The following is a 14,034-nucleotide window of genomic DNA, read 5'->3' as shown; positions in this document are numbered from 1 at the left end:
TTTTGCCTGAAGAGCACAGGGGACGCTCTCTTCATTCAATTTAGCCTTACTTCTTCAGATCGTTAAGCGGGAGTTAAGGACCACTTCAGTGCGTCGTCGCAGGGTATGATATTGCGGTCTTCGTCAAGGATGTACAGGCCGGGGATTTCAAGGCTGTTCATGCTGACTCCGGGGTGTCTTTTTTGTTCGCTGTATCGTACCGGTAGACCTTGGCCTTTTCCATACAGTCCGGGCGGTCATTACAGTATTTGACGTTCTGACGCATAGTGCCTTCAGGCCAGCCGTGTTCGCTGGATACGTCAGTGCTGATGACGCTGATCTTGTCGTCAGGCCGGATGTCTTTGCAGATTTGGCAGGGCCATTCTAGGGGCCATAGGCTGGTTGTCATTATTGTGTCGCTATTGGTAGTACAGGTAGAGGGATATGGTACAGGTGAAGATAAAGTAGGTACAGGTAAGGAAAGGACAAGTAATAGGACAAGTAAAAGGCTTATTTATGCTGGTACATAATGACGACTAATGTACCAAAGGCTTTGTAAGGTGTTGATTTAAAGGGGGTTTTTGGTGGGCCCAGTAGGACTTGAACCTACGACCTGCCGATTATGAGGCGGGCGGTATAACGCGCTGCAACCCTTGCTATATAAGGGTTTCCAGATTTAAGGGCGATCCCGTGACACTTCTGTGACACTTTTCGAGATCCGCGCCAGCGCATCAGTGGCGTTTTTCTGCTGCACTGTCCGGCTGTTCATATACAGCATGGTGGTACTGATGTTGTCATGGTCCGCCAGTTGTTGCACAGCGAACGGATCGACGCCATCGTTCAGCATGCTGGTGATCATCGTCGCGCGCATGCCCCAGTGGAAGGGTTTCAGTTTCGGCAGTCCGCATTCTTTACAGAGCTTTCCGGCCAGGCTGGATATGTCGCTGGTGTCGAACCGCCACGGGGTTCCATTGCCTTTGTCCAGGTAGAACCGTTCCTTTTCATTCCGATCCGCCAGATCCTGTTCCAGAAATTCCATCAGCACATTATTAATGGACTTGTTCGGCCATTTGTTTTTCTTGTTGACCCACCCCAGTTCCGGATTGTCACGAATGCGGATAATCCGCCGTTCCGCATCAATGTTTTCCAGCATCAGCGCCCAGATGGCGCCCAGCCGCATGATGGACTGAGTGGCCAGCATGAACGCCCGCAGCATGTTTTTCATGTTGCAGATGTCACGGGCATGATCCCGCGCCTCGGCATCTTCCAGGCGTTTCAGGATATGAAGGCGCAGAGTTTCCAGGTCTGCCATGGAATAGGTTTCCATATCGGTCTGGGTTTTTCTTGGCAGCCGTGGTTTGGGGCGATGTTCCAGAATGCGTTTTTCAAAGTAACACCAGCGCAGGAAGATACTGAACTGCCGCGCGTGATAGTTCTGGGTATTGGCGGCTATCGTCTGGAACTGGTTCATGCCGGGTATCTTCCGGTTACTTTCCACGGTCTTCAGGTGTTTCAGAAACATGGCGTGGTGTGAGGAATCGTAATCCCTGACCCGGTGATTGCCGCAGGCTTCCAGGTAATAGCTGGCAGATTTGCGGTAGGCGTTCAGGGTTTTGTCGGTACAGTCACCGGCGAGATCAGCCAGCCAGGCGGTGACCGCCTGTTTCACTGTCCAGTCACGGGTTTCCCGTTTTTTATTAGCGCGCTGTTCCTTGTCCTTTTCCCGGGTCTGCTGCAGTTCCAGCATGGCTTTCCGGTAGAGGTCCCATAGTTTCAGCTGCTGTTCGTCTTCCGTCAGGTGAAGCAGCGAGGCGACCGAACACAATGTGCGTCGTATACCCCGCCGCCCTGGCTGCCAGCCGTCTTCCGGTGGAAATTCCCCGACGTGATTACCGTCACGGATGATAAACCGTTTACGCGCCATTCCCTGTTCCTGTACTACTGGCGGGACTTGCCGCCGATCCACACAACCCGGCCGATGATTTCCAGCTGATCCGGCGCCACCTGGTAATTCTGGTAATTCGGGTTATCAGAAATCACCTGCACGCCAACACCTGGCAGATACTGCAACCGCTGAACATACAGCTGCCCATCAATGCGAATCAGGAACAGACCATTGCCGTCTGTGGATTTCTGGTCGATCAGCAGCTGGTCGTCCGTGGTGAATGTCGGGGCCATCGCATCGGATCGGGCCTGGTACATCACGCAGCTGTCAGGGTTCACGCCCAGCACATTGACCAGGTACTTCCGGTCAAACATCACAGACGCTCGGTTTTCCCCGAACTTAAAAGGAACGATGACAAACCCTTTCGGTTTTGCCCCATCGTCACCGTCTTCCACGTCACCTTCTATTAACCAGGACACTGAACAGCCGCCGGCGTCAGCGATCGCCTTCAAAAGTTCAAGACCAGGGTTTCCAAATTTATTTCTTATTAAGCGGGACTGCGTTGACTGACTCACCCCTGACAGTTCAGCCATTTGCTTTGATCCGCCCACCTTGTCCTGAAGGTAGCGAACACGAAATCCCAACGAATCCTTATCCCACATCGAGTAAGTTACCTGCCCAAAAATAAGTAAAATGCCCACATATGATTGACAATGCCAAATAATGCACCGAAAATCACTTAAAAGAAATCTGCTTAAATATGGGCAAACATGCACAATTTAGCATAATTCCTTTTATAGAGTTGATTCTAGACATATACGGGAAGGTGGCGCAATGACAGATAAGGCAACAAAGGACTTTTTCAGGGATTTTTTTGCATCAGTGACAAAAAACGCCTTGGTAGACATCCGTCATGATGAGTTTCTTACCCAGGATGAAGTGGCTAAGAAGCTCAAAATTTCCCGGGAGACCCTGCGCAAGGCGATCAAAACCGGCGCATTCCCGGAGTCCGTCACCATTGCCAACCAGTCACGCTGGCCTTCGTCGTTGATTAATGCCCATATCCGGGAGACCAACGAGCAGTTGAAACTGGATGATGAAATATGGGATGCCGCCCGTGCCGCCATCAAGGAAGCAGGCAAGAAAACGGAGGCGAGCGCCTGATGATGGCCAACAACAGGGACGCGCTGATCGTTGAGCAGTTGCTAAACGACTTCAGCTTCAAGCAGAAGGGCGGGATGTTACGGGATGGCTACTGCCCCAGCTGCAATAAGAAATCACTGTGGATACACCAGGAAAAGCCACGCCTGATCCGCTGCAACCGGGAAAACAACTGTGGCTACACAGAAGCGGTGACGGATCGTTATCCGGAACTGTTCAAGAACTACAGCGAACGCTGCCCGGCCACGCCGGAAGACCCGAACCGTACCGCCCGGGAATACCTGGAAGACCGGGGGTTCAATCCCGGCATCATCGCCGGATGGTATGAGCAGGGCGCCTATTTGTCCGTGGCGCCGACCGTGCGCGTCCACCTGTGGGATGGCGCTTACTGGGAACGGCTGATCGACGACCAGCACGTCCGCAAATACCACCGCAAGACCAACTACCCGTTGGGCACAAAAAAGAAGGGCCGGCACTGGGAGCCACCCGGTCAGGAGATCCACCAGGGCGACGCCGTGGTGATCACGGAAGGCATCTTCAACGCCTGGGCATTCCTGCACATGAACCAGAAAGAAGACACCTGTTACAAGGCGGTGTCGGCGCTGGATTCTGCCAACTTTCCCACCGAACTGGTGGAAAGCAACCTGAACCGGAACATCGTCTGGATTCTGGCGTACGACAACGACGCGGCCGGTCTGAAGCACCTGGCCGACCACATCCTGCTGCTGAAGAAGCACAACGAAGTGTTCCAGGTTTGCCTGACGGAAACGTCGGAGCGTGACTGGGCAGACGAATGGAAGCAGGGACGACTGACCAGGAAATACATGGAAACAGGTTTCTGGCGCGGCCGTGTCGCCACGGCGCCGAACAGTCAGCAAAAGGCGTTCTGGTTGTGGGCGAAATTCACCCGAGGCTATATCCAGGTGTCGTTCAACCGTGCTTTGTATGCCTACAAGGTGGACAGCAAGGCGACGGAGGCCATCAAGAACGCCATCGACACCGACAACCTGGCGACCTTGTGGACCAATCCGTCCGCCGATGTGGACAGCGCGCTGATGCACTTCGTCAGTAACCTGTCCGGGGAACGGATATCCAACTGCATGCCGCGATTCCTGTACATCGAACGCGACCCGCTGACCGAGGAACAGGACTATTTCTTCGATATCCAGTTCCGCAATGGTAACCAGCGCCGCCAGATTGCCCTGGACGGCAGTTGTCTGGAATCCGCCAGCAGTTTCAACAAGGCGCTACTGAACAAGACCAGCGGCGGTACCTTTGACGGTGACAGCAAGGCGCTGAAGCAGCTGAAGGAAGACTGGTTCGACCACAAGACCGTGGAGATCACCCGCTGCCGGTTTGTCGGGTATGACAAGGACACCGGCGTCTATGTATTCCCGGAGTTTGGTTATTACCAGGGGCGCTACATCCCGAAGAACAAGAGCGGCTTTATAGATGCCGGTAAACACCGGATCAAAACCCGTGTCACCACGGCCATCGTCCATATGGAGCACAACGACCAGCTGAACGAAAGCTGGATAGGAGACTTCCACCATGCATTCGGTGACAACGGCCTGATCGTCATGGCCTGGTGGCTGATGACCCTGTTCGCTGAGCAGATTCGCGCCAGACATCAGGACTGGCCGTTCATGGAGCTGACCGGCGACCCCGGCACCGGCAAGACGACGCTGATCAAATTCCTGTGGAAATGCTGTGGCCGTATGGATGACTACGAAGGGTTTGACCCTAACAAGTCGTCCATGGCTGGCCGTTCCAGAAGTCTGGAGCGTTACAGCAACCTGCCGGCGGTGGTCATTGAGGCCGACCGGGCAGACAAGGACAGCATCCGGAAAAAGTCGTTCGACTTTAACGAGTTCAAGGACTTCTACAACGGCGGGATCATCCGTACCACCGGCGTGAAGAACGGCGGCAACGAAACGGTGGAACCGCACTTCAAGGGCGGGGTGCTGATTGCCCAGAACGCCAGTATTGAATCCGATGATGACGCGGTCATGGAACGGATCGTCCACTGCCATTCCACCAAGGCGCACCACAAGGCAGGGACAAAAAGCATCGCCACCCGGCTGGCGCGCATGAAAGGCGACGAGCTGGGCGGATGGCTGCACAAGGCGCTGACCCAGGAGAAAGCCATTCTGGAAGTGTTCGCCCAAAAGGCGCAGACCGTGGCTGATTCCTGGCACAACCGTGACCACACGGTGCGCGACCGGATCGTGGAGAACCACGCCAAGATCGCCGCCGGGGTCTGGTGCCTGCAGAAGCTGTTTCCCCGTTATATGACTGATGACAAATGTCAGCATGTCGAGCGTGTTTTGTGGGACATGGCCGGCACACGGGAAAGAAGGATCAAATCCGACACCGTTCTGGTGGAACAGTTCTGGGAGTACTTCGAATTCCTTAATTACCGGGAAACGGAAGATTTCGACGGATCAAAGGTTATGTCCGAAACCCTGAACCATTCAGGGAGCCATGACCTGATCGCCATTCACCTGCAGGAATTTGAAGCGGCCGTGTCCGCTTACAAGCTGGAGCGCCTGCCATACCGGGAACTGAAAAAGCAGCTGCCCAGCTGTATTTCCCACCCGTTCCTGGGCTGCAGGAACGTGAAAAGCCAGATCCTCGGGGATAGAAAAACAAAGTATTGCTGGGTGTTCCAGCGGGAGCCGAACAAATGAGCCGAAGCACTGCCAGCGGGTGTTCCTGCGGCCCTGCCGAACATGCCTCCCAATTCTTGGGGGTATGTCGGAAAGACCGCACCAACCGCACCACTACAGGTAAAACCGGCCTTAGCCCAGTAATGACGCGGGTTTCAGGCGATTTCAAAAACCGCACCATTTGTGAACCAGAAGTGAACCGGTTCAGGTACCAGACTGAACCAAAAAGTGAACCAGTAAGAAATAAAAACTCTTTAAAAATCAACGTGGTGCAGTTTTTGGTTCAGTCTGGTGCGGTTTTTGACCGCACCACGAAAACCCAGACAGGACGCGGGCTGCAGCGGAATTTTCACTACTGGTTCAGTTGGTGCGGTCTTTCCGACATACACCCACAAAAAATGGCTGTCTGAGGGGGAAAAGGACATGCAATACAACATCAGCAGAGATCAGCACGAACAGCTGGAGACTGACCGCCGGGACAGTCTGGCCCGTTACCTGGTGAACCAGCCACGCCAACGCCAGGCCACGTTCCTGAAGGCCATGAAAAGCGAGGCATTACGGAATGACATATGCGATCGCATGCGCCGGGAACTGTCCCTGCAGATCGCCCGCATGGAACCCAACGTCCGCCGGCTGCGACTGGCAAGACTGCGCGATTCCCTGCGCGGTTCCCGGAACGACCTGGCGTTTTACCAGGACATCCTGACCCGGTTCAGTGACCACATCGACCGGGGGGAAGGCACCCATGGCTGATTCCGTGGCATTCCTGGCCCGTCGTTATCCGTCGCTGGACATGGCCAAGGTGCAGATCCTGATGGTGATCGCGGATAGCCCCGGCCTGTCCGTCTGCGACATCGCCCAGGAACTGGGGGAACCGTCCCACCACATCCAGTTCCATGTGGCGATGCTGGCCGTGGGCAAGCGGGGCCGGGAGAAACACGGCATGGGTCTGGTCTATTCGACCCGGGATATGTTCGACAAGCGTCGCGTGAACCTGCAGCTGACCGAACAGGGCCAGCGGCTGATGCGTCACCTGAAACCACTGACAGGATCGAAACGATGAGCAGTAACGAACACACCCAGCACCGCCAGCAGATGGCGCTGATGGATATCGGAGGTCTGGCCATGACCATGGCGCAGGAACTCCAGGAGCTTTACGACGAATCCGTTCAGCAGGGCCAGCCGCTGGAGTCTGTCCGCGCGCTGATTGCTGACTGGAAAAAGGTGTACCGGCGTCACCGTGAAACCGCCGGCTTATAAAAGGAGCAATAACCATGGTTTTCAAACAGACCCCCACCGTGCAGGAGTACGCGCAATCTGTCGCTGAACTGCTGTCACTGGCGAAACAGCACTGCGGCGGCAGCCGTGTGGCGGCCCAGGTGCTGCTGAGTGCCTACAACGGCGAGGAATGGCAGCTGAACGTGGCCGACCTGTGCGTGCTGGACATGGACAACCTGACCCACGCGCTGAAGGTCATGACCGGCCGCGCCATCTATCGCCGGGAACCGCAGGAACTGGTGGTCGATGGGGACAACCACTTCCAGGCACTGGTGCAGGACTGGAAACGGTTCCACATCCACAACCGCTGGAAGACCACCTGTTTCAACTGCGACGGCAGCGGCGTGGATTACGAGGACGACGAAGGGGAAATCGAAATCACCTGTATGAGCTGCCACGGCAAAGGCGTGATCGCCGAGGTCAGGGAGTTTTGATGGTGACGGTCAGGGTTCCGACCATGGACGGCGACACCCTTCACACGGAACCAGGATACAACAACCGCCGGGGCGTGACGGAGCAGATCCCGGGCATCAACACCACCAGGCACTGTCCATGCGAATCGTGTCATCTGAGAAAGGAATGCAAAGCGGAATGCGTGACCTTCAAGCATTGGCTGACGAAATCACCGTAAGCCGGAAAGGACAACGCCCCGGGGCGGCCACCCCGAGGCGCTGGAGTACCCACACACAATATGGAGTCAAGACCATGAACCATTTCCAGGAACAACGCTACCTGAGATCAGAACAGCGCATTCGCAAATGGCGGCGCGAGTACCTGATCCATTGTACCAGACAGCGGGCACCGCTCCAGCGTCTGCTGGGACGGCTGGTTCCCGCCTGGGGCCACGCATGAGCCGGGCGGAACGATTCGCCCACGGGATCACCGGCGCCGTACTGGCGCTGGTGTCCACCGGTGCGCTGGTGCTGTTGCTGGCCAGCCTTCCTATGGGGCGGATCGAAACCCTGATGGCAGGGGCTGCCGGGGTGGCGCTGCAGGGCTGCCTGTATTTGTTCGCCCGTGGCCGTGGGATCACCTGCCGGACATTGTCCGTGGTGCTGCTGGCGGTATCCGTGGCGGCGTCGGTGGCGTTCATGGAACAGGCGTGGCGGCTGTACGGGGAACAGGCCCGTCGCCAGCAGGTGCAGGCCGGTGACGATGACTTCCTGGTGCGCCAGCTGAAGCAACAGCTGGACAGCCTGCAACAGGCCATCACCGTGCGACTGGCTACGGCGGAGCGTGACACCGGCGGACGTTACACCACCCGGGGGCTGGATCAGCTGGACACTGTCCGGGAACTGGAACAGCAACGCGGCGCACTGCTGCAGCAGCTGAGGCAGTCACGGCAACAGGCCGGAGACACCGCCGCCGACGGCAGCCTGCAGGCATTGCTGGATGGCGCGCCACGGCCGGTACGGCTGGCGGTGTTCAGCCTGCTGGCGGTGCTGGTTGACCTGTGCGCCCTGGCGGCGCTGAACCGGGTGCGACCGGTGCCGGAAACCGTGGCCGGTGAACACTGCCGCAGCACTGAAGCAGACGACACCCGACTGCTGCAGCAGGAGGATGACCGCTGCCCGATCGAGCAGATCGAGGCGCGGATACTGGCCGGCGATTTCGGCAACCCGCCCAGCAAGCGCATGGCGGAATCGGAAATACAACAGGCGTTTGAACGGCTGGCGGAGAAAGGCCGGCTGGTGAAGACATCGCAACGATTCGAACTGGTGGAACCATGACCGAAGAACAGGAGGAACGCATGCTGCAACACGTTCTGCAACTGCACTTAGCCAACAAGGGCGTTGACGACCAGATCGCCATGCTGGGCCGCCGGATCATCGACCTGACCGACGCCGTCCATGCGGCGCGGCTGGAACTGATCAGCGAAACCGGACGCCTGGTAGTTGAGGTCAACCGGACGGAATCCGATGTGACCTTGCGGATCGCCAGCCACTGACAGGAGGCGGGCGGCCTGGCCGCCCGTAATAAACGCATGAAAAACGACAACGACCTGCTGGCGCTGAAACTGAAACTGGACGCCCTGCGGATGGTCCGCCCGAACAACCCGGCGCAGCACCGGGAACAGGTGAAACAGATCATCCAGACCGGTGCGCTGATCGAATTGCTGGAAACCGTCCACACCCATGGCGTCAGCCTGGTGCATTGAGGGAGAGGAACAAGAAATGATCGTCGTAAATGATGGTAACAACCTGGTGTTTGATGAGAACAGCAACGACTGCGAGCTGCATATCGCGCAAAGCCAGGGGCAGCTGTTCGCCTTTATCCAGTGCATCGACGCATCGCTGGAGCGGTATCAGGCCGGTGACTACCGGATGACGAAACGTTACTGGGGGCGGTTTGACTGGAGCGACCAGGAACACTGTATCCGGGAAATTATGCACAGCGGGGGCAAGTGGCAGAACTTGCCGTAATAAAGGAAGGGCACCGGCCAGCCCGGTGCATTGAGGGTTAAAAAATGAATGCAGAAAAGAAAGAAAATACATACAAAAGTGCATTGACCATAGATCAATTAATGATGGTAGAAAAAGGATTATTCATTCTGAAAAATTATTTAGAGGATAGTGTGAAAAGATGCAAAGAGATTGGACTTGATTCGTTTAGAGAAACTCATGAAAAAGAATTGAAGGTGGTTAATCATCTACTGAAAAACAAATTCGAAATTTGGATGTGAATGAAAGATGGCACCGGCCAGCCCGGTGTCATCAATCAATAGAAGCGGGAAAAGGGTTAAAGATGATAAGAGCACGATTCAAAGCCAATGCAGACGACTATCGCCCAGTGAATTGGCCGGTAAAACATCCCTATTGGTGCAGCGGATACACTGAGGATTATTCGATTATTGTCGCTTATGCGGACAATGAAGCCGAGATCCTGAAGAACTGGCCGGAAGCGGAAGACATCCAGGCGGAAGTTGTCACCGAATACCGTTTTACTGATCGGTTCCCGAAGCCTGAATGGTTTGAAGTGGAGATTTAATAATGAACATGAAAAACGTAAAACCGATTGATGATCTTGAACTGTACGAGTTGATTGTCGCGGCCTATCCGGATCGGTTTGATGAGAATTCGGAAAACTGTATCTGGGATGAGGTAATGGAGTTTGCCGAAGAACAATTCGGTGACCTGGATAACGTGTGTGAATTGCTGGGGCGTGTGGTACTGCTGACATCCCCACTGGGTTCTGCCATTACCGGAGAACTGGCGCACTGCCTGGGTAAAGTCGAAATAAGAAACGGTCAGGCCCACATGACTGCGGCGGTGCAGCGTCGTGTGTCCGCCTAATTGATATGCGCCGTCTCGATTAATAGGAGCAAAAAAAATGTCAGATGTATTTTATAAGTTTATACCGCAAACTGCGGATTTCGACACGCTGAAATATGAAGATGCTGCCTGGGTAACTGATGATGAGTTTCCGGGAATGGAAAGCCTGTGCATGTTGATCACAGGGTTTGAGCGTCCAGACGGAGAATGGGTGTCGCTTCGTTACTACGAAACAAAAGACAGAGCCGTTTTTGCAGCGCAAGAAGAAATAAAAGAACACATTGAAAAACTGAAGACGTTTTTATTGGAAGAAGCTGCATAACCCATAGCTAACCAGACCGCCAGTTGCTGCGGTCTGGTTTAAGTGTGTTGGAGACAACAATGAAACTAAACGGTAAAGAAAGAGAAGCCGCAGAGTTCCTAAAAGAATTTGCTGACAACCTGCTGGCAGGCAAACCAACAAGTTACAAAAAGCCTATCGTCAATCATTTAAAGCAAATGGGTATTGATCTGCAGTTCATTTCTCACAAGAAAGTTAAAAGTCTGGTAAGAGGGAAAGAAGATTATTTCCCATGGCAGATAACTAATGCTCCATGGTATATAAAGGGATGCGAGTCGAAAACGTATCTACCCTTTCAGATTAAAGAACTGAAACAGGTGAAAGATCATGAACAAAATTGATAGTGTTTTTGTCGAATTGTCGGACGAAATTAAAGACCAGTTTTTTGCGTGTTTTAATCACTATTGTGAGAAAAAAGGAATTACGCCCGAGGAATTCAAAGTGAATATTCATCTTTATGAGCGTGATTTATTACAGTTGTGGGGGCATCACTGCATGCTTTTGGATACTGGTGATAAATGTTACGGAAAGCTTGTTTATTCAGAATAAGCCAAAAGCGCATAACGCCAGCAATACAGGCCGCCCGTCAGGGAGGTCTGTGTGCTTGCGATTGTTAGGGATTTTTCCAAAATTTTTGGTTATCCTCGGAGAGGTATTCTAATGAGTCTAGCCTTTTAATAAGAACAAAATATTTTGTCGAATAATATTGATACATTGTATCTTCAGAACATAGTTTATCGTATCGTTGTACTATTGCCGCCAATAGCAATAAGTTAATATCCGCTTTCATCATGATCTCCTGCCCCATAATAGCAACCCATTCATCGTTACCTTTGCACGGATCACTTTTTTTAAGCAGATGATCTTTATAAGTAAAATTAAAAAAATCAAGTAACAGCAAATCCCGGTGCTCATAATTTCTGTCTTTAAATTTGACAGTAAGATTGTGCCTCATTAGATCTTTTTCGAGATTTTCTTCAGACTTGCTCAAAACAACTTGTAGTGAGTTTTTCTGTGATTCCAGCTCGCTGTGTTTTAGCTGCTCTTGTTGAACATGCAAAGTTTTCAATAACGCAGCAAACGCTAAAGCTGAAATCAATGGCCCAAGTGTCCCAGATAAATAGGCGCCATAAGACGCTAGAAATTCTGTGCTGGTAGACAGCGCAGGGAAATCTAGGAATGGAAAAGCTATTAACGCCAGCATTGCTAGTACACCAGCGCCAATTAATATCTTATAAAAGGTCATTATGTATTCCGAAAACCTAACACCGTAATATAACTCAAATGCCGGAATATCAAGCACTCCGGCATTATTAACTAAAACGAGAAATATCGTTTTTCCTACCGTTATAGTTTCTGGTTAACCCTTCCGCTTAACCACAGCCGCCAAATCCTGCCTTAACTGCCGTATTTCTTCCAGCAACAGATGAAACACGTCGTCTTTCTGGAAACTGGCTTCCAGCCGTGTCAGCACTTCTGCGTTGATCGACCGGTGGTTCTTGCGCGCTTCACGCGCCACCTGCTGGCGGATCTTCTCCGGCACCCGCAGGCTGAAGATGGGCAGATCCCGACTCATGCCACACCCCTTTGCTATCACCGTGATAGTGCCAGCGTAAACCTAAGCTATCCTTTGTCGTTAATATCACGGTGCTATCACGGCAACGTCGTTTAACCATCACAGGCATAACACCATGGTCTATCTTGTTGGATCACCGAACGGACACCCGGAAGACAATCCCATGACAGAAGACAAAACCCTGAAAGCCCTGCGCGCCCTGATCGACGGCCCGCTGATGGACCCGGGCACGGCCATGACCATAGATGTCATCAACAACCGCCTGCGGGTGATCAAGCTGGTCACCAACAACCCGATCATTGATCACGAACCGGTGGACAGCCGGATGGAAACCGCCAGCATTCTGGTGGAGTTGTTGCGACTGATCAAAGAGGAGATCCCGCCGGGGAAAGTGACGGAGCAGGCCAACAAGGGGATGATCTACCTGCTGGATCTGATCCACAACCTGCTGCAGATGGATACCACGGAAATACAGGTGGAACGCTACGGGGATGAAAGCAAGGCGGAAGTGATCACCGGTTAAAATTGCTGATCAACGCCTGGCGCTGATCGTGGGGTAGGGCGCGTAGCATTTCTTCCAGCATGCCGTTCATCTTTTCCAGTGGCGGCTGGACATCGTGCTTGTGGGACAGGGACATCACGAACCGGGACAGGCATTTGCTGTTCGTGCAGTCACAATAGAGTTCGCGGACGGTATCAGACTGGAACTGGCTGCTGCGGACCAGCGCCTTGGCACGGCAATGGGGGCAATAAACGCGCATTTCCTTGTCATCCCTGCATATAAATAGCATGAATGGGTATTCTAACCCTATAAGCTAATTATATGCAGGTTTAAACCGTTTGTTCACGCCGCATCCATCGCCGGAAAATTGAACGTGAACTGCGCCCGGGCAGGCAGCTGGCTGTTCAGGTCTTCGAATGGCTGGGCCATGGGCATCACTTCCGTTTCCACGTAGACGCCCTTGATCTTTTCAATGTCACCGAACCCGCCATTATTGTCCGGTTTGATCCCGGCCAGTGCCGGGGGAACACGGTGCGCCACCACCACATCGTCGGCGGAAATGTTCTTGATCCGCTCGAATTCATCTTTCTGGCTGATGTCGCCGACCGGGATCAATTGCACCGCCTTTTCCTTGCCGCCGGGAATGTTGATGTACATCGAGCGGAAATTCCCCGCGCCCTTGCCGTTGGCGATCTGTTCGGTCAGCGCCTTTTCCGTTTCCGGGTCGATCTGTTCGTCACTGGTGTAAAGGATATAACCCAGGTGGCTGCCGTTCTGGAAATACCGGCGGCGGAACAGGGTGGCGTCTTCATTCAACAGGATGGCCTGCATGGCGCACAGCCATTCCGGGATGCCGTAGATCTGCTGGGTGGTGTCGTATTCCGCCACATGCAGGACTTCCCCTTCATCAAATTCCACCAGGTCATGGGACAGCCCCGGCTTCAGCATGGCGTACCGGTTCTTTTTCTTCATCCGTCGCATGTTCAGCGCCGGCAGGTGCACCAGCCGGGAAACCATGCCGCCATAGGTCTGGATCATCTTGAAATACGCATTCCCGAACACCCCGTAGTCCAGCGCCGCCGCACGGAAATCCCGCAGGCTGATGGCGGTCGAGGGCTGGAAATACCGGGACAGGATGTTGCGTTTGAAGAACAGACAGCTGCCGTGGTGGGCATTGGCAAAGCGCATCCGCGACAGCCCGGCCATGTTCACCGGCGGTTCATAGTAGCGTCCGCCGATATCCGTGAAGGTGCCCAGGTAATCCAGGATACGGCCACCCAGCACCGGTTCCGGTTCGCCGAACTTGAAGGATTCCACCACCATTTTTCCGGTGCGTTTTTCGGGCAGTTTCATCAGTGCGTTGTCGGTCATG

General features: G+C 53.7%; 26 protein-coding genes. 19 read left to right on the top strand and 7 right to left on the bottom strand.

Annotation, left to right across the window (positions count from 1 at the left end; all coding sequences use genetic code 11):
- Window positions 1-157: 157 nt before the first annotated feature.
- The 3 genes from ABD892_RS07415 to ABD892_RS07405 all read right to left on the bottom strand — a co-directional run bounded on the left by ABD892_RS07415 (window position 158) and on the right by ABD892_RS07405 (window position 2,526).
- Complete coding sequence (locus ABD892_RS07415) at window positions 158-388, bottom strand: hypothetical protein (protein ID WP_345194825.1); 231 nt, start codon at window positions 386-388, stop codon at window positions 158-160.
- Window positions 389-655: 267 nt separating this feature from the next.
- Window positions 656-1,903, bottom strand: a complete 1,248-nt coding sequence (locus ABD892_RS07410) for a tyrosine-type recombinase/integrase (protein WP_345194824.1) — start codon at window positions 1,901-1,903, stop codon at window positions 656-658.
- Between the two features lie 14 nt (window positions 1,904-1,917).
- The gene (locus ABD892_RS07405) at window positions 1,918-2,526 is read right to left on the bottom strand and encodes an XRE family transcriptional regulator (protein ID WP_345194823.1); all 609 of its coding nucleotides are present in this window, start codon (window positions 2,524-2,526) and stop codon (window positions 1,918-1,920) included.
- A 172-nt stretch (window positions 2,527-2,698) separates the two neighbouring features.
- On the opposite strand from ABD892_RS07405, the gene ABD892_RS07400 reads away from it, so the two are divergent.
- The 18 genes from ABD892_RS07400 to ABD892_RS07315 all read left to right on the top strand — a co-directional run bounded on the left by ABD892_RS07400 (window position 2,699) and on the right by ABD892_RS07315 (window position 11,133).
- Entirely contained in the window at window positions 2,699-3,028 is a 330-nt protein-coding gene (locus ABD892_RS07400) for a helix-turn-helix transcriptional regulator (protein WP_345194821.1), read from the top strand.
- Window positions 3,028-5,715 (top strand): toprim domain-containing protein, encoded by a 2,688-nt coding sequence (locus tag ABD892_RS07395; protein WP_345194820.1) that lies wholly within the window; start codon window positions 3,028-3,030, stop codon window positions 5,713-5,715. The genes ABD892_RS07400 and ABD892_RS07395 overlap by 1 nt, the downstream gene beginning before the upstream one ends.
- Complete coding sequence (locus tag ABD892_RS07390; protein ID WP_345194819.1) at window positions 5,712-6,104, top strand: hypothetical protein; 393 nt, start codon at window positions 5,712-5,714, stop codon at window positions 6,102-6,104. The genes ABD892_RS07395 and ABD892_RS07390 overlap by 4 nt, the downstream gene beginning before the upstream one ends.
- A gap of 13 nt (window positions 6,105-6,117) precedes the next feature.
- On the top strand, window positions 6,118-6,447 hold the full coding sequence (locus tag ABD892_RS07385) for a hypothetical protein (protein ID WP_345194817.1): 330 nt from the start codon (window positions 6,118-6,120) through the stop codon (window positions 6,445-6,447).
- A complete protein-coding gene (locus ABD892_RS07380; RefSeq protein ID WP_345194815.1) occupies window positions 6,440-6,757 on the top strand; it encodes a hypothetical protein in 318 nt (105 codons plus the stop codon). Before ABD892_RS07385 ends, ABD892_RS07380 begins: the two co-directional genes overlap by 8 nt.
- Window positions 6,754-6,954, top strand: a complete 201-nt coding sequence (locus ABD892_RS07375) for a hypothetical protein (protein WP_345194814.1) — start codon at window positions 6,754-6,756, stop codon at window positions 6,952-6,954. The genes ABD892_RS07380 and ABD892_RS07375 overlap by 4 nt, the downstream gene beginning before the upstream one ends.
- 14 nt (window positions 6,955-6,968) lie before the next feature.
- Complete coding sequence (locus ABD892_RS07370; RefSeq protein ID WP_345194812.1) at window positions 6,969-7,406, top strand: DUF7673 family protein; 438 nt, start codon at window positions 6,969-6,971, stop codon at window positions 7,404-7,406.
- A gap of 157 nt (window positions 7,407-7,563) precedes the next feature.
- Window positions 7,564-7,824 carry a hypothetical protein gene (locus ABD892_RS07365; RefSeq protein ID WP_345194811.1) on the top strand — a complete coding sequence of 87 codons (261 nt, stop codon included), beginning with the start codon at window positions 7,564-7,566 and terminating at the stop codon, window positions 7,822-7,824.
- Complete coding sequence (locus tag ABD892_RS07360) at window positions 7,821-8,702, top strand: hypothetical protein (protein ID WP_345194810.1); 882 nt, start codon at window positions 7,821-7,823, stop codon at window positions 8,700-8,702. Before ABD892_RS07365 ends, ABD892_RS07360 begins: the two co-directional genes overlap by 4 nt.
- On the top strand, window positions 8,699-8,920 hold the full coding sequence (locus tag ABD892_RS07355; RefSeq protein WP_345194809.1) for a hypothetical protein: 222 nt from the start codon (window positions 8,699-8,701) through the stop codon (window positions 8,918-8,920). Before ABD892_RS07360 ends, ABD892_RS07355 begins: the two co-directional genes overlap by 4 nt.
- Window positions 8,921-8,956: 36 nt before the next feature.
- Window positions 8,957-9,130 (top strand): hypothetical protein, encoded by a 174-nt coding sequence (locus ABD892_RS07350; protein ID WP_345194808.1) that lies wholly within the window; start codon window positions 8,957-8,959, stop codon window positions 9,128-9,130.
- A 16-nt stretch (window positions 9,131-9,146) separates the two neighbouring features.
- Entirely contained in the window at window positions 9,147-9,395 is a 249-nt protein-coding gene (locus ABD892_RS07345) for a hypothetical protein (RefSeq protein WP_345194806.1), read from the top strand.
- A gap of 44 nt (window positions 9,396-9,439) precedes the next feature.
- Complete coding sequence (locus ABD892_RS07340; RefSeq protein WP_345194805.1) at window positions 9,440-9,655, top strand: hypothetical protein; 216 nt, start codon at window positions 9,440-9,442, stop codon at window positions 9,653-9,655.
- A 62-nt stretch (window positions 9,656-9,717) separates the two neighbouring features.
- A complete protein-coding gene (locus ABD892_RS07335; protein WP_345194803.1) occupies window positions 9,718-9,960 on the top strand; it encodes a hypothetical protein in 243 nt (80 codons plus the stop codon).
- An 8-nt stretch (window positions 9,961-9,968) separates the two neighbouring features.
- Window positions 9,969-10,265: a hypothetical protein gene (locus tag ABD892_RS07330; protein ID WP_345194802.1), complete on the top strand. Its 297-nt coding sequence runs from the start codon at window positions 9,969-9,971 to the stop codon at window positions 10,263-10,265.
- Window positions 10,266-10,302: 37 nt separating this feature from the next.
- On the top strand, window positions 10,303-10,566 hold the full coding sequence (locus ABD892_RS07325; RefSeq protein ID WP_345194801.1) for a hypothetical protein: 264 nt from the start codon (window positions 10,303-10,305) through the stop codon (window positions 10,564-10,566).
- A gap of 59 nt (window positions 10,567-10,625) precedes the next feature.
- Window positions 10,626-10,925 carry a hypothetical protein gene (locus ABD892_RS07320; RefSeq protein ID WP_345194800.1) on the top strand — a complete coding sequence of 100 codons (300 nt, stop codon included), beginning with the start codon at window positions 10,626-10,628 and terminating at the stop codon, window positions 10,923-10,925.
- A complete protein-coding gene (locus ABD892_RS07315; protein WP_345194799.1) occupies window positions 10,912-11,133 on the top strand; it encodes a hypothetical protein in 222 nt (73 codons plus the stop codon). Before ABD892_RS07320 ends, ABD892_RS07315 begins: the two co-directional genes overlap by 14 nt.
- A 64-nt stretch (window positions 11,134-11,197) precedes the next feature.
- Here the strand turns inward: ABD892_RS07315 and ABD892_RS07310 are convergent, their stop codons facing one another.
- Together ABD892_RS07310 and ABD892_RS07305 are read right to left on the bottom strand one after the other, a co-directional pair.
- Window positions 11,198-11,830: a hypothetical protein gene (locus ABD892_RS07310; protein ID WP_345194798.1), complete on the bottom strand. Its 633-nt coding sequence runs from the start codon at window positions 11,828-11,830 to the stop codon at window positions 11,198-11,200.
- A 114-nt stretch (window positions 11,831-11,944) separates the two neighbouring features.
- Window positions 11,945-12,160, bottom strand: coding sequence for an Arc family DNA-binding protein (locus ABD892_RS07305; RefSeq protein ID WP_345194797.1), 216 nt, complete (start codon window positions 12,158-12,160; stop codon window positions 11,945-11,947).
- A 115-nt stretch (window positions 12,161-12,275) separates the two neighbouring features.
- Between ABD892_RS07305 and ABD892_RS07300 the strand changes: the two genes are divergently transcribed.
- Entirely contained in the window at window positions 12,276-12,683 is a 408-nt protein-coding gene (locus ABD892_RS07300) for a hypothetical protein (protein WP_345194795.1), read from the top strand.
- Here the strand turns inward: ABD892_RS07300 and ABD892_RS07295 are convergent.
- A complete protein-coding gene (locus tag ABD892_RS07295) occupies window positions 12,673-12,921 on the bottom strand; it encodes an ogr/Delta-like zinc finger family protein (RefSeq protein ID WP_345194794.1) in 249 nt (82 codons plus the stop codon). The two genes, ABD892_RS07300 and ABD892_RS07295, sit on opposite strands and share 11 nt — an antisense overlap.
- 83 nt (window positions 12,922-13,004) lie before the next feature.
- Complete coding sequence (locus ABD892_RS07290) at window positions 13,005-14,033, bottom strand: phage portal protein (RefSeq protein ID WP_345194792.1); 1,029 nt, start codon at window positions 14,031-14,033, stop codon at window positions 13,005-13,007.
- Window position 14,034 lies beyond the last annotated feature (1 nt).

This window comes from Kistimonas scapharcae, from assembly GCF_039540975.1.
GTDB classification, from domain to species: Bacteria; Pseudomonadota; Gammaproteobacteria; order Pseudomonadales; family Endozoicomonadaceae; genus Kistimonas; species Kistimonas scapharcae.
This window is presented reverse-complemented; position numbering and strand designations above follow the sequence as displayed.

Excerpts from the sequence above, each read along its gene's own strand:
- ABD892_RS07310 (WP_345194798.1), bottom strand. The coding sequence starts at position 11,830 with ATGACCTTTTATAAGATATTAATTGGCGCTGGTGTACTAGCAATGCTG.
- ABD892_RS07365 (WP_345194811.1), top strand. The coding sequence starts at position 7,564 with ATGCGTGACCTTCAAGCATTGGCTGACGAAATCACCGTAAGCCGGAAA.
- ABD892_RS07340 (WP_345194805.1), top strand. The coding sequence starts at position 9,440 with ATGAATGCAGAAAAGAAAGAAAATACATACAAAAGTGCATTGACCATA.
- ABD892_RS07390 (WP_345194819.1), top strand. The coding sequence starts at position 5,712 with ATGAGCCGAAGCACTGCCAGCGGGTGTTCCTGCGGCCCTGCCGAACAT.
- ABD892_RS07330 (WP_345194802.1), top strand. The coding sequence starts at position 9,969 with ATGAAAAACGTAAAACCGATTGATGATCTTGAACTGTACGAGTTGATT.
- ABD892_RS07395 (WP_345194820.1), top strand. The coding sequence starts at position 3,028 with ATGATGGCCAACAACAGGGACGCGCTGATCGTTGAGCAGTTGCTAAAC.
- ABD892_RS07385 (WP_345194817.1), top strand. The coding sequence starts at position 6,118 with ATGCAATACAACATCAGCAGAGATCAGCACGAACAGCTGGAGACTGAC.
- ABD892_RS07380 (WP_345194815.1), top strand. The coding sequence starts at position 6,440 with ATGGCTGATTCCGTGGCATTCCTGGCCCGTCGTTATCCGTCGCTGGAC.
- ABD892_RS07370 (WP_345194812.1), top strand. The coding sequence starts at position 6,969 with ATGGTTTTCAAACAGACCCCCACCGTGCAGGAGTACGCGCAATCTGTC.
- ABD892_RS07305 (WP_345194797.1), bottom strand. The coding sequence starts at position 12,160 with ATGAGTCGGGATCTGCCCATCTTCAGCCTGCGGGTGCCGGAGAAGATC.
- ABD892_RS07335 (WP_345194803.1), top strand. The coding sequence starts at position 9,718 with ATGATAAGAGCACGATTCAAAGCCAATGCAGACGACTATCGCCCAGTG.
- ABD892_RS07345 (WP_345194806.1), top strand. The coding sequence starts at position 9,147 with ATGATCGTCGTAAATGATGGTAACAACCTGGTGTTTGATGAGAACAGC.
- ABD892_RS07350 (WP_345194808.1), top strand. The coding sequence starts at position 8,957 with ATGAAAAACGACAACGACCTGCTGGCGCTGAAACTGAAACTGGACGCC.
- ABD892_RS07320 (WP_345194800.1), top strand. The coding sequence starts at position 10,626 with ATGAAACTAAACGGTAAAGAAAGAGAAGCCGCAGAGTTCCTAAAAGAA.
- ABD892_RS07400 (WP_345194821.1), top strand. The coding sequence starts at position 2,699 with ATGACAGATAAGGCAACAAAGGACTTTTTCAGGGATTTTTTTGCATCA.
- ABD892_RS07375 (WP_345194814.1), top strand. The coding sequence starts at position 6,754 with ATGAGCAGTAACGAACACACCCAGCACCGCCAGCAGATGGCGCTGATG.
- ABD892_RS07410 (WP_345194824.1), bottom strand. The coding sequence starts at position 1,903 with ATGGCGCGTAAACGGTTTATCATCCGTGACGGTAATCACGTCGGGGAA.
- ABD892_RS07295 (WP_345194794.1), bottom strand. The coding sequence starts at position 12,921 with ATGCGCGTTTATTGCCCCCATTGCCGTGCCAAGGCGCTGGTCCGCAGC.
- ABD892_RS07415 (WP_345194825.1), bottom strand. The coding sequence starts at position 388 with ATGACAACCAGCCTATGGCCCCTAGAATGGCCCTGCCAAATCTGCAAA.
- ABD892_RS07355 (WP_345194809.1), top strand. The coding sequence starts at position 8,699 with ATGACCGAAGAACAGGAGGAACGCATGCTGCAACACGTTCTGCAACTG.
- ABD892_RS07300 (WP_345194795.1), top strand. The coding sequence starts at position 12,276 with ATGGTCTATCTTGTTGGATCACCGAACGGACACCCGGAAGACAATCCC.
- ABD892_RS07360 (WP_345194810.1), top strand. The coding sequence starts at position 7,821 with ATGAGCCGGGCGGAACGATTCGCCCACGGGATCACCGGCGCCGTACTG.
- ABD892_RS07315 (WP_345194799.1), top strand. The coding sequence starts at position 10,912 with ATGAACAAAATTGATAGTGTTTTTGTCGAATTGTCGGACGAAATTAAA.
- ABD892_RS07325 (WP_345194801.1), top strand. The coding sequence starts at position 10,303 with ATGTCAGATGTATTTTATAAGTTTATACCGCAAACTGCGGATTTCGAC.
- ABD892_RS07405 (WP_345194823.1), bottom strand. The coding sequence starts at position 2,526 with ATGTGGGATAAGGATTCGTTGGGATTTCGTGTTCGCTACCTTCAGGAC.
- ABD892_RS07290 (WP_345194792.1), bottom strand. The coding sequence starts at position 14,033 with ATGACCGACAACGCACTGATGAAACTGCCCGAAAAACGCACCGGAAAA.